The 12071-nt window shown below is 54.0% G+C and carries 15 protein-coding genes; 11 read left to right on the forward strand and 4 right to left on the reverse strand.

Translation table 11 applies throughout. The annotated features are described in order from the left end of the window. Positions 1-33: 33 nt before the first annotated feature. Positions 34-1140 (forward strand): DUF1615 domain-containing protein, encoded by a 1107-nt coding sequence (locus tag M989_RS18830; RefSeq protein WP_064547811.1) that lies wholly within the window; start codon positions 34-36, stop codon positions 1138-1140. Here M989_RS18830 and M989_RS18835 read toward each other — a convergent pair. Continuing rightward, entirely contained in the window at positions 1137-1439 is a 303-nt protein-coding gene (locus M989_RS18835) for a DUF2755 family protein (RefSeq protein WP_064547813.1), read from the reverse strand. The two genes, M989_RS18830 and M989_RS18835, sit on opposite strands and share 4 nt — an antisense overlap. Before the next feature lie 249 nt (positions 1440-1688). On the opposite strand from M989_RS18835, the gene M989_RS18840 reads away from it, so the two are divergent. Beyond that, complete coding sequence (locus M989_RS18840; RefSeq protein WP_064547815.1) at positions 1689-1883, forward strand: DUF2754 family protein; 195 nt, start codon at positions 1689-1691, stop codon at positions 1881-1883. Positions 1884-1929: 46 nt separating this feature from the next. On the opposite strand, the gene ddlA is transcribed toward M989_RS18840, so the two are convergent. Next, entirely contained in the window at positions 1930-3030 is a 1101-nt protein-coding gene (gene ddlA / locus M989_RS18845; protein WP_064547816.1) for a D-alanine--D-alanine ligase, read from the reverse strand. 276 nt (positions 3031-3306) lie between these two features. On the opposite strand from ddlA, the gene M989_RS18850 reads away from it, so the two are divergent. The 4 genes from M989_RS18850 to M989_RS18865 all read left to right on the forward strand — a co-directional run bounded on the left by M989_RS18850 (position 3307) and on the right by M989_RS18865 (position 7013). Next, a complete protein-coding gene (locus M989_RS18850; protein ID WP_064547818.1) occupies positions 3307-4506 on the forward strand; it encodes a multidrug efflux MFS transporter in 1200 nt (399 codons plus the stop codon). A gap of 302 nt (positions 4507-4808) precedes the next feature. Then, positions 4809-5069, forward strand: a complete 261-nt coding sequence (locus tag M989_RS18855; RefSeq protein ID WP_064547820.1) for a sigma-S stabilization anti-adapter protein IraP — start codon at positions 4809-4811, stop codon at positions 5067-5069. A gap of 100 nt (positions 5070-5169) precedes the next feature. Beyond that, positions 5170-6579, forward strand: coding sequence for an alkaline phosphatase (phoA, locus tag M989_RS18860; protein ID WP_064547822.1), 1410 nt, complete (start codon positions 5170-5172; stop codon positions 6577-6579). Between the two features lie 98 nt (positions 6580-6677). Beyond that, positions 6678-7013 carry a PsiF family protein gene (locus tag M989_RS18865; protein ID WP_064547824.1) on the forward strand — a complete coding sequence of 112 codons (336 nt, stop codon included), beginning with the start codon at positions 6678-6680 and terminating at the stop codon, positions 7011-7013. 56 nt (positions 7014-7069) lie between these two features. Here M989_RS18865 and proC read toward each other — a convergent pair whose 3' ends face one another. Then, a complete protein-coding gene (gene proC / locus M989_RS18870) occupies positions 7070-7879 on the reverse strand; it encodes a pyrroline-5-carboxylate reductase (protein ID WP_064547835.1) in 810 nt (269 codons plus the stop codon). 158 nt (positions 7880-8037) lie between these two features. Between proC and M989_RS18875 the strand changes: the two genes are divergently transcribed. The 4 genes from M989_RS18875 (at position 8038) to ppnP (ending at position 10610) form a co-directional block, all read left to right on the forward strand. Next, the gene (locus M989_RS18875; protein ID WP_064547826.1) at positions 8038-8490 is read left to right on the forward strand and encodes a YaiI/YqxD family protein; all 453 of its coding nucleotides are present in this window, start codon (positions 8038-8040) and stop codon (positions 8488-8490) included. Between the two features lie 272 nt (positions 8491-8762). Continuing rightward, positions 8763-9287, forward strand: a complete 525-nt coding sequence (gene aroL / locus M989_RS18880) for a shikimate kinase AroL (protein WP_064547828.1) — start codon at positions 8763-8765, stop codon at positions 9285-9287. Positions 9288-9569: 282 nt separating this feature from the next. Next, positions 9570-10247, forward strand: coding sequence for an AroM family protein (locus M989_RS18885; protein ID WP_064547829.1), 678 nt, complete (start codon positions 9570-9572; stop codon positions 10245-10247). A 78-nt stretch (positions 10248-10325) separates the two neighbouring features. Continuing rightward, positions 10326-10610 carry a pyrimidine/purine nucleoside phosphorylase gene (ppnP, locus tag M989_RS18890; RefSeq protein WP_064547831.1) on the forward strand — a complete coding sequence of 95 codons (285 nt, stop codon included), beginning with the start codon at positions 10326-10328 and terminating at the stop codon, positions 10608-10610. A gap of 43 nt (positions 10611-10653) precedes the next feature. Here ppnP and rdgC read toward each other — a convergent pair whose 3' ends face one another. Next, a complete protein-coding gene (gene rdgC, locus M989_RS18895; RefSeq protein WP_064547833.1) occupies positions 10654-11565 on the reverse strand; it encodes a recombination-associated protein RdgC in 912 nt (303 codons plus the stop codon). 87 nt (positions 11566-11652) lie between these two features. Between rdgC and M989_RS18900 the strand changes: the two genes are divergently transcribed. After that, positions 11653-12071 (forward strand): ROK family protein (locus M989_RS18900; RefSeq protein ID WP_157093573.1); only part of this gene is annotated, 419 nt, incomplete at its 3' end.

The following is a 12071-nucleotide window of genomic DNA, read 5'->3' on the forward strand; positions in this document are numbered from 1 at the left end:
GCGATAATCGTTTATTTTTGATAAGGATAAACCATGGCGATAGCCACAACGCGTTACCGTTCGTGTTCTCTTACCCTGCTGGCCGCTGCGCTGTTAAGCGCCTGTACCAGCCAGCAGGCACCGAAGCTGAAAGAGGGCGAAAAACCGGTCGATGTGGCAAGCGTGGTGCGGCAAAAAATGCCCGCCAGCGTGAAGGACAGAAACGCCTGGGCGCAGGCGCTGGCGAAGACTTTCGAGAGCCAGAAGCTAGCGCCGACGGAGGAGAATATCTGTTCGGTGCTGGCGGTCGCGCAACAGGAGTCGAACTATCAATCCGACCCGTCGGTGCCTAATCTGAGCAAAATCGCCTGGCAGGAGATCGATCGCCGGGCGGAGAAGATGCACATTCCCGTTTTCCTCGTACACACCGCGCTGAAAATCAACTCGCCTAATGGCAAAAGCTACAGCGAACGGCTGGATAACGTGAAAACGGAGAAACAGCTAAGCGCAATATTCGACGACTTTATCGGTATGGTGCCGATGGGGCAGAAGCTGTTTGGCTCGCTTAACCCGGTTCATACCGGCGGTCCGATGCAGGTCAGCATCGCCTTTGCCGAACAGCATCAGGATAACTACCCGTGGAAGATGGACGGCACCGTCCGCCAGGAGGTCTTTTCCCTGCGCGGCGGTCTGTGGTTCGGCACTTACCATCTGCTGAACTACCCGGCGAGCTATACGGCGCCTATCTATCGCTACGCCGACTTTAACGCCGGTTGGTACGCGAGCCGTAATGCGGCTTTCCAGTATGCGGTCAGTAAAGCCACGGGCGTGAAACTGGCGCTGGATGGCGACGTGATTCTCTACGGCAGCGACGAGCCGGGCAGTACTGAAAAAGCGGTCAGGAAGCTGGCGGACAAGCTGTCGTTGAGCAACGCTGAGATTCACCGTCAGCTACAGAAAGGCGACAGCCAGGCATTTGAAAATACCGCGCTGTACAAAGGGGTGTATAAGATTGCCGAGCAAAAAGCGGGTAAACCGCTGGCCCGCGAGATGCTGCCGGGGATTCAGTTGGAGAGCCCGAAAATAACCCGTCAGTTGACCACGGCGTGGTTTGCTAAACGGGTTGATGAACGCCGGGCTAAATGTATGGCCCTGAACTAATCGTGATGACGCAGGCGGCGCACCAGGGAAACCACGCCAAGGATGGCGCAGCCTGCGAGGAAGGGCACCAGACCGAACAGGGTACTCACCCCGAGGCCAATTTCCACGCGCGGGCGACCGCTATCCTGAATCTGCATCAGATGTTCATAGATACCCGGAGCGTGTAGCACCAAGGATAGCAGCTGTGCACCGACTGAAAAACACAGCAGGACGAAAAGTGCGTACGCAAGGTTGCCAGACGCGGAGGACGCCTTTTTCTTCCCACTGAACATGAGCTTTGACAAGGTAAAATCTGTCATTGGGACCTCCAGGGTAACGTGACGACGGATAATTACGTGATACTGGGGTGAGTGTGGCAGTAGATGGCGATTGTCAATATCGGATTTATGGTAAATTTTGAGCCAGAATATTCCTGGTTTTGCGATCCAATTCTGGCATTTCTCGCTTTAGCTTAACGTTAAATCCCTTTAACATTCGCTAACTGCCGTTCACACCACAGACGTTGTCGCGGGTTTATGGCATCCTGTTTTCTTTGTGATGGAGCCGCTATGAACCTGCCTGTAAAAATCCGCCGCGACTGGCACTACTACGCCTTTGCGATCGGTCTTATTTTTATTCTTAACGGAATTGTTGGCCTGCTGGGGTTTGAAGCAAAGGGCTGGCAAACCTATGCCGTGGGGCTGGTGACCTGGGTGATTAGCTTCTGGCTGGCGGGGTTTATTATTCGTCGCAGGGAAGAGTAAAGGTCTGGATTTATCGGGGCGCTTTGCCGCGCCCCGGAAACATGTCTTAATCGTTCATCGACGTTTTCAGCGCCTTATCGGCCTGATGACGCTCCAGCGCGAGCTCGATCAAGCGGGTAATCAGCGACGTATAGTCCAGACCGCTGGCCTGCCACAATTTCGGGTACATGCTGATGTTGGTGAAGCCAGGCAAGGTGTTGATTTCGTTAATCACCACGTCGTTTTCGGCGGTCAGGAACACATCCACGCGCGCCATGCCGCTACAGCCTAACGTTTGATAAGCGTCAATCGCGACATGACGGATTTTATCATTCACTTCGGCGGAAATCGCGGCTGGAACCACCACCTTCGCGCCGTTATCGTCAATGTACTTGGTGTCGTAAGCGTAGAATTCACTGTTCAGCACGATCTCACCGCAGGTGCTGGCCTGTGGATCGTCATTGCCCAGTACTGCGCATTCGATTTCACGGCCTTTAATGCCTTGCTCCACTACGACTTTATGGTCGAATTCAAAAGCTAGCGCGACGGCTTTCGCGTACTGCTCCGCATCGTTGACCTTACTCACGCCAACCGAAGAGCCCTGATTCGCAGGCTTAACGAACAGCGGCAGACCAAGCTTCGCTTTGATCTCGTCGAAGGTGAAACTGTCGCGGTTGCGGCGCGTCAAGGTAACAAACGGCGCAATAGATAGCCCGGCGTCGCGCAGCAGGCGCTTGGTCACGTCTTTATCCATGCAGGCGGCAGAACCCAGAACGTCGGAGCCGACAAACGGCAGGTTGGCCATGCGCAGCATCCCTTGCAGGGAACCGTCCTCGCCTAACGTGCCGTGCACAATGGGGAAAATCACATCGATGGCGTCCAACGGCTGGCCGCTTTCGGCATCAATCATTTGCTGGCGCTCACGGCCTGGAATATGGGCCAGCGTGGTCGTAGAAGGGCGCAGCGCGATACGGGCGGGGTCCTGAGCATTGAGCAGATAGTTCTGCGCATCGCTGATGTGCCACTGCCCCTGTTTATCAATGCCTAACAGCACGACGTCAAACCGCGTTTTATCGATCGCTTCTACAATATTCTTCGCGGACTGTAGGGAGACTTCGTGCTCCGCCGATTTGCCGCCAAAAACAATCCCAACCCGCAACTTTGCCATTCTCTAATTCCATCCATTCCAAACGCAAAGCACATAACATACCACGGCCGTTGCGGGCTATCTGCCTTTTCCATCTCGTTTAAGGTGAATCCGCCGCAGCCGCTAAGCATAACTCACTAACGTCTTGCGTTTTAATCGTGATATTAATCACAAAAATGGGCTTATTGGCTGATAAAATCCTGAAATAATTGATTAAGCATCTCTGACAATACGGCGAGAAAAGCGACTTGCTAACCTGACAACTTGTTCTCGTCAATTGAAGTCAAACGCGTCGTTATGGAATCCTGGAAGGTTAACCTTATTTCCGTCTGGTTCGGCTGTTTTTTCACCGGGCTAGCGATTAGCCAGATTTTGCCTTTTTTACCGCTTTATGTGGCGCAGCTTGGCGTCACCTCACACGAATCGCTGTCCATGTGGTCAGGCTTAACTTTCAGCGTCACCTTCCTGGTGTCAGCCATTGTATCGCCAATGTGGGGAAGCCTCGCTGACCGTAAAGGCCGTAAGTTAATGCTGCTACGCGCGTCGCTCGGAATGGCGGTGGCGATTTTATTGCAGGCCTTCGCCACCAACGTCTGGCAGCTCTTTTTCCTGCGCGCCATTATGGGCTTAACGTCCGGCTATATTCCTAACGCGATGGCGCTGGTGGCCTCGCAGGTACCGCGTGAGCGCAGCGGCTGGGCGCTGAGCACCCTCTCGACGGCGCAGATCACCGGGGTGATTGGTGGGCCGCTGCTCGGCGGTTTTCTTGCTGACCACGTGGGGCTGCGAATGGTGTTCTTTATCACCGCCTTTCTGCTGATGGTGAGCTTCCTGGTGACGCTGTTTTTAATCAAAGAGGGCGCTCGTCCGGTGTTGGAAAAAGGCGAGAAGCTGAGCGGCAAGGCGGTATTTGCCTCGCTGCCGTACCCGGGGCTGGTGATCAGCCTGTTTGTGACGACGATGGTGATTCAGCTGTGCAACGGTTCGATTAGCCCCATTCTGGCGCTGTTTATTAAGTCCATGTCGCCTGACAGTACCAACATCGCCTTCTTAAGCGGCATGATTGCCGCCGTTCCCGGCGTATCGGCGCTGATTTCCGCGCCAAGGCTGGGCAAGCTCGGGGATCGTATCGGCACGGCCCGCATTTTGCTGGGCACGCTGGTTTTTGCCGTGGTGCTGTTCTTTGCCATGTCGTTTGTGACCACGCCGCTACAGCTTGGCATTCTCCGTTTTATTCTTGGCTTTGCCGATGGTGCGATGCTGCCGGCGGTACAAACGCTGTTGCTCAAATATATTAGCGAGCGCGTTACCGGGCGTATATTCGGCTATAACCAGTCGTTTATGTATCTGGGTAACGTGGCGGGGCCGCTGATTGGCGCATCCATTTCAGCAATGGCGGGATTCCGCTGGGTATTTATTGCCACCGCGGTGATTGTGCTGATTAACCTATGGCAACTGGCGGTAATGCTCCGTCGTACCCAGCCGGTTCGTCAGTAATATCATGGTCACGAGGGAAATAGCGGCACAACGTTATTTCCTTCGATTCATTCCTCTCTTATTCAAATTTGGACCATGGCTCTGCATTATTATGCGAGAGAAACGTTTCGCTGACGAAAAATGAAACTAATTCCATGATATTGATAGGGATTATATTTTTGCGGGTTTCACTTGCAGAATTGTCTGGATATTGTAATTCTATTCCTGCTTGCCAAAGGGGAATGGAACCGTATGTTTTAGCGGTCTATTTATTTTTTCAGGGCCTGCATCCAGCCCATCGCTATCCATAAGGAAAACGCGCGATGAAAAATTTCATTGCTGAATTGCTGGTAAAACTAGCTGAAAAGGAAGATGAAGCAAACGCGCTACGTATTCAGGTTGATGCGCTGGAAGTGGTGGTGACTACGCTGCTACTGCATATGAAACAGCAGCCTCAGTCCGATCTGGAAAGCCACATTGCCGCCACGCTGAATAAGCTTACACCGCCGGAAGATGCTTCCGATCATCATCGCGAATTATTATATAACCATGTTAAACGGTTATTTCTAGCCCCCGAAAAATAGTAGGTCTTTGCTTATTTCACGCTGTCATTAAACTGTCACGCTCTTTTCTTACAGTCTCCATGTTTTCTTTTTTTAAGTATTTATACATGGAGAAACTAACGTGAAATACCGTGCTATCGTTGCCGCATTATTACCTCTGCTGAGTCTACCTGCCGTTCATGCGGAGACCTCTACCGCCGTTCTCGATAACCGCGCCGCGCAAGGGGACATCACCCAGCCGGGCGGTGCTCGCCGTTTATCTGCCGATCAAACCGATGCGATTCGCGCCTCCTTAAATAATAAACAGGCCAAAAACGTTATTTTGCTGATTGGCGATGGGATGGGCGACTCTGAAATTACCGCCGCGCGTAACTACGCGGAAGGCGCGGGCGGTTATTTTAAAGGTATTGACGCGCTGCCGTTAACCGGCCAGTACACCCATTATGCGCTGAACAAAAAGACCGGTAAGCCGGACTACGTGACCGACTCCGCCGCGTCGGCCACCGCCTGGAGTACCGGCGTGAAAACCTATAACGGCGCGCTGGGCGTCGATATCCATGAAAAAGATCACCAGACGATTCTGGAGCTGGCGAAAGCGGCCGGCCTGGCGACCGGTAACGTGTCTACCGCCGAATTGCAGGATGCGACGCCTGCGGCGCAGATTTCTCATGTCACTTCGCGTAAGTGTTACGGCCCGAGCGTGACCAGCGAAAAATGCCCGACCAACGCGCTGGAAAAAGGCGGTAAAGGGTCCATTACCGAACAGCTGCTGAATGCCCGCGCGGACGTGACGCTGGGCGGCGGCGCAAAAACCTTCGCCGAAACCGCGACAGCGGGTGAATGGCAGGGGAAAACCCTGCGTGAACAGGCACAGGCGCGCGGTTATCAGTTAGTGGATAACGCCACCACGCTGGCGGCGATTACGCAGGCTAACCAGGACAAACCGTTGCTGGGGCTGTTCTCCGACGGCAATATGCCGGTTCGTTGGGAAGGACCGAAGGCCTCTTATCACGGCAACCTGGATAAGCCAGCGGTGACCTGTACGCCGAACCCGAAACGTGATGCCAGCGTGCCGACTCTGGCGCAGATGACCGACAAAGCCATCTCTCTGTTGAGCGCCAACGAAAAAGGCTTCTTCCTGCAGGTTGAAGGGGCGTCGATCGATAAACAGGATCACGCGGCGAATCCGTGCGGCCAGATTGGCGAAACGGTCGACCTGGATGAAGCGGTACAAAAAGCGCTGGAATTTGCGAAAAAAGACGGCAATACCCTGGTGATCGTCACCGCTGACCACGCGCACGCCAGCCAGATTATTCCACCGGAAACCAAAGCGCCGGGCCTGACGCAGGCATTGAACACCAAAGATGGGTCAGTGATGGTCATGAGCTACGGTAACTCGGAAGAAGAGTCGATGGAGCATACCGGCACCCAGCTGCGCATTGCGGCCTACGGCCCGCATGCCGCTAATGTGGTTGGCCTCACCGATCAGACGGATCTTTATTACACCATGAAAGCGGCCCTGGGGCTGTAATCTCGCGACCAAATCGGCGGCATTTCATTGCCGTCGATTTGGTAAAATTCCTGCCAGCGACCAGACTTACAGAGTTCTACTCACAAAAGGATGGTGCAATGAAAACAACATTACTGATTACCCTACTGTGTGGCGTGTTTGCGGCCAGCGCCGCGTCTGCGGCGACGACGGCCGCCGCGCCCGAAAAGACCCTGACGCCGCAGCAACAGCGGATGAGTAGCTGCAATCAGCAGGCGGCCGCCAAAACCCTGAAGGGGGATGAGCGCAAGACCTTTATGAGCAGTTGTCTGAAAGGGGAAGGGGCGCCTGCAGACGGCAAAGCGTTAACGCCGCAGCAGCAAAAAATGAAGGATTGTAACGCGCAGGCGGCTCAGAAGACCCTGAAGGGCGACGAACGTAAAACCTTTATGAGCACCTGTCTGAAGAAAAAGTAAGTTCACATCTTATGGCAAGCTAACCTGGCCCGGCAGCGTTTGCCGGGCCAGCGCCATCAGGACTTGCTCATCTTGTCCGATTTTTCCATGCATTTTGCCATCGCTTCGATGACCGCCGAGCGGAAGCCTTTTTCTTCCAGCACGCGTACTGCTTCAATCGTGGTGCCGCCAGGCGAGCACACCATATCTTTCAGTTCACCCGGATGCTTACCGGTTTCCAGCACCATCTTCGCGGAGCCCATGACCGCCTGCGCGGCGAATTTATAGGCCTGAGCGCGCGGCATACCGCCCAGCACGGCGGCATCGGCCATGGCTTCGATAAACATAAATACATAGGCCGGTGCAGAGCCGCTAACGCCCACTACCGGGTGGATCATCGGTTCAGCAATCTCTTCTGCAGCCCCGAAGCAGCGGAAAATATTCAGCACATCGGCGATATCTTCCGGTGTGACCAGCGCGTTTGGCGTGACCGAGGTCATCCCGGCGTTGACCAGCGACGGTGTGTTCGGCATGGCGCGGACGATTTTACGATCGTGGCCCAGCGCGCGCGCCAGCTGGTCGAGGGTGATCCCTGCCGCAATGGAAACCACCAGAGAGTCTTTGTTCAGGCTGGAGGCTATGTCGCTCAGCACTTTCACCATAATTCCCGGCTTCACGGCACCGAAGACGATATCCGCCACCTGCGCCACTTCCTGCGGGCTTTGCGCCGCGTTAATGCCGAACTCATCGCGCAGCGCGGCGACTTTATCCGGGGAAGGGGTGTAAACCCAAATCTGCCCAGGAAGTACCTGCCCGCTGGCAATCAGGCCGCCCAGAATGGCCTTTCCCATATTACCGCAGCCAATGAAGCCAATTTTCTTCTCCATCATGTCTCTCCCTCTGTCTGTTTTTTTGTAGTGTACTGTTATAGGCCATTCCCGGCGATGGGTAACGTACTTTTGTGACGCTGGCTGCACATTATTACGCCCAAAGACGTGCTTACCGTATAATCGCCCTTTAACAGCCAGCGTTAAGCGGAGTGAGTATGACGATTTGGGTGGATGCCGATGCGTGTCCGAATGTGATTAAAGAGGTGCTTTACCGCGCCGCAGACCGCACGCAGATTGAACTTGTGCTGGTGGCGAACCAGTATCTGCGCGTGCCGCCGTCGCGCTTTATTCGCGCGATGGTGGTGCCAAAAGGTTTTGACGTTGCCGACAATGAAATCGTACGGCTGTGCCAACCGGGCGATCTGGTGATTACCGCCGATATCCCTCTGGCTGCTGAAGTGCTGGAAAAGGGCGGGGCGGCGCTGAACCCGCGCGGTGAACGCTACAGCGATGCCACTATTCGCGAACGTCTGACGCTGCGAGACTTTATGGACACAATGCGCTCCAGCGGTATTCAAACCGGTGGCCCCAGCGCGCTTTCCCAGCGTGACCGCCAGCAGTTTGCCGCTGAGCTGGACAAGTGGCTGTTGGCGGTAAAACGCGGCTGACAGGATTTCTGTCGCCGGAATATGCTACCTTTGCCGCGTCGTTCAGCTTGTCAAAACAAGTCAGTTTCATGTACTGTTATCGTAACGACTTGTGGCATTATTTTTTTACGCTTTAAAAGCAGATATTGACTGGATATAAAGCGGATAAAATACTCAGGCTGAATCTTTTTGTAACTTAAAGTTTACACTTACTTGTGTACTAGTTTGGTGGTATTATTCACGCTTCACATGCACGTCCCGTAATTTTGCGTCATCAGGGGGAATTCCAGGTAATGACACAACCTATTTTTCTGATCGGAGCCAGAGGCTGCGGAAAAACAACAATAGGTCAAGCGCTTACCCATGCCTGCGATTTCCGTTTTGTTGATACTGACCAGGTGTTACAGCAGCGGTCAGGCATGAGCGTGGCGGATATCGTGGCGGCGGAAGGCTGGCCGGGTTTCCGCGCCAGAGAGACCGAAACGTTAATCTCCGTCACCCAGCCAGGCGCGGTTATCGCCACGGGCGGTGGAATTATCCTTGCTCCGGTGAACCGCGAATTTATGCGCCAGAACGGTGTTGTGGTTTATCTGAATGCGCCGGTTCCCGTTTTGGCACGCCGTCTGGAAGCCTTTCCAGAAGCTGACCAGCGCCCGACGCTGACCGGTAAACCCATTAGCGAAGAAGTCGCCGATGTGCTGGCTCAGCGCGATGCGCTGTACCGCGAAACCGCCCATTATATCGTCGACGCTTCCGCCGCGCCGGAGCGCGTGGTGACGCTGATCCTCGACGCTCTTCACCTGGCCACCGCCAGCTAGCGGAGCGCATCGCTTTCTCCCCATCTCTTCCTCATGTTGTGATGCACGCTGCCGATATAGCCCTTTTTATTTTGCGGTTATATCGGGCGTAAATCACATTTTTCACCTATTCTGTATGTTATGGAAAAGTTAAAATCAAAACATATCAGGAGAGTACTGGAAATAACTGGAATCTTTACATTCCGCCTCCCGCGGCAGATGCTACGCTTCTGAGCGGTATTTTTCATCCATCCAGGTGGCTATTTGTAAAGTGAGCTTTCAGAAAAGCAAAAGGTAAATAACATGAGTGCAACGATGGCGATTCTTACGATAGGGGTGGTGCCCGTCAGTGAAGTGTTGCCGCTTTTGACCGAGCACATCAGGGAAGATCAGATAACCCACATCAGCCTGCTAGGCAAAATGAATCGTGCTGACGTCATGGAAGAGTATGCACCAGAACCCGGTGAAGAGCGCTTACTGGTTCTGCTAAATGATAACCAATTTGTTGAAGTATCCCGTCCGAAGGTGGAGTTGAGCCTCCAGGCCGTTATTGAGGTGCTGGACAACCAATCCTACGACGTCATTCTGTTACTGAATACGTTCAAATTACGCAGTATGGTGGCGCGCAATGCGATGCTGCTGGAGCCCCAGCGCATTATTCCACCGTTGGTCGCCTCTATCGTTGAGGGACACCAGGTCGGGGTGCTTGTGCCTGTTGAAGGCATTTTAAATGCCCAGCAGGAGAAGTGGCAGATGCTGCCGACTTCACCCTATTACGCGCTGGCTAACCCGAACCTCGATACCGATCAACATCTGATTTCCGCAGGCAGTTCACTGCTGGAACAGGGGGCCGACGTGCTGGTGCTGGATTCGCTCAGTTATCACCAGCGTCACCGTGACCTATTACAAAAAGCGCTGGATGTGCCTGTTTTACTGTCGAATGTGCTGGTTGCCAGACTGGCGGCAGAATTATTGTGTTAACGGGAGAATTTCGCGTGACAGGCTTCTGTTCGCCCCCCTATATTGGTCTTTTGACGATACGAGAATAAGGGCCTGTTTATGCTTCAAAGCAACGAATACTTCGACGGAAAAGTGAAATCCATTGGTTTTACCAGCAGTGACACCGGGCGTGCTAGCGTGGGCGTGATGGCGGAAGGCGAATATACCTTCGGTACCGCGCAGCCGGAAGAAATGACCGTGATTAGCGGTGCGCTGAACGTACTGTTACCGGGGGAAACTGAGTGGAAAGTCTACGCTGCCGGGGAAGTCTTCAATGTGCCGGGCCACAGCGAGTTTAACCTGCAGGTTGCTGAACCAACGTCTTATCTGTGCCGCTATCTGTAATATTTTCCCTTCCTGCTGGGCAGGAAGGGAAATACGTTATTTATTAACGCTGCGCTTCGCCGCCTAATCCTTCCACCAGGCTCTTAATCAGCGCCGCCAGCTCGCCGGTCATCAGAATAAAGTCGGCATCGAAACGCTGGGCGTAGTCGTCACGATCGATATCTTCGTTCTGATCGCGCAGTTCATCGCAGAACTTCAGGCGCTTAATGGAACCGTCGTCGCACATCACAAACTGAATGCGCTGCTGCCAGTCGAGCGCCAGCTTGGTCACCAGCTTACCGGCTTCGATGTGGACGGCGATTTCATCGCAAACCAGATCCTGTTTTTTCGCGCGGATCACGCCGCCGTCTTCGAGGATCGCTTTCAGTTCGGCTTCATCAAGTAGCTGAAAGCCCTGCGCCGTGGTGCCAGAGCGCACCCATTCGGTCAGCGTCAGTTCGATCGGGTTTTCCAGCGTCAGCGGCACGACCGGCAGAGAACCGAGGCTCTTACGTAACAGCGCCAGCGTATCTTCCGCTTTTTTGGCGCTGGCGCAGTCGACCATAATCAGATCGTTAACGGTATCGATCCACATCATCGTCTGGCTGAAGCGACTGAAAGCGCGCGGCAGCAGAGAGTGCAGCACTTCATCTTTCAGGGAATCTTTTTCGGTCTTTTTCAGCTTACGACCCTGATCGGCTTCCAGTTTCTGGATCTTCGCTTCCAGCGCCTGTTTAATCACCGGAGAGGGCAGGATCTTCTCTTCTTTGCGCGCGCAGATAATGATCTGACCATTCGCTGTGTGCGTCAGCGCATCGCTGTGTGAACCCATCGGCGGCACCCAGCCGGTTTTCGCCATATCCTGGCTGCCGCACGGGGTGAAGGTCATCTCAGCGAGCTGTTTTTCCATCTCTTCCGCGCGCAGCGAGATGTCGCGGCTGAGACGATAAACCATTAAATTTTTGAACCACAGCATGATAATTTCCACGGTGTTATCGTTAAATCAGCGTGCAATGATAACGAATTGTCTCTGGCCTTGCATTGTTTTAAACAGGAGTGATGAATGCGAATTGGTATCGATCTGGGTGGAACGAAAACGGAAGTTATCGCGCTGAGCGATCGCGGGGAGCAGCTCTATCGTCACCGTCTGCCGACGCCGCGTGACTACCAGCAAACCATTGAGAACATTGCGCATCTTGTCGCACTGGCCGAAGAGGCGACCGGGCAAACCGGGACGGTGGGAATGGGGATTCCCGGCTCGATTTCGCCTTATACCGGGGTGGTAAAAAACGCCAATTCAACGTGGCTCAACGGTCAACCGTTTGATAAAGATTTAAGCCGTCGTTTGAACCGTGAGGTGCGGCTGGCGAACGACGCCAACTGCCTTGCGGTGTCGGAAGCGGTAGACGGCGCGGCGGCGGGCGCGCAGACGGTGTTTGCGGTGATTATTGGTACCGGCTGCGGCGCGGGCGTGGCGATCGG

The sequence above is a fragment of the Kluyvera georgiana ATCC 51603 genome (assembly GCF_001654985.1).
Classification (GTDB): domain Bacteria; phylum Pseudomonadota; class Gammaproteobacteria; order Enterobacterales; family Enterobacteriaceae; genus Kluyvera; species Kluyvera georgiana.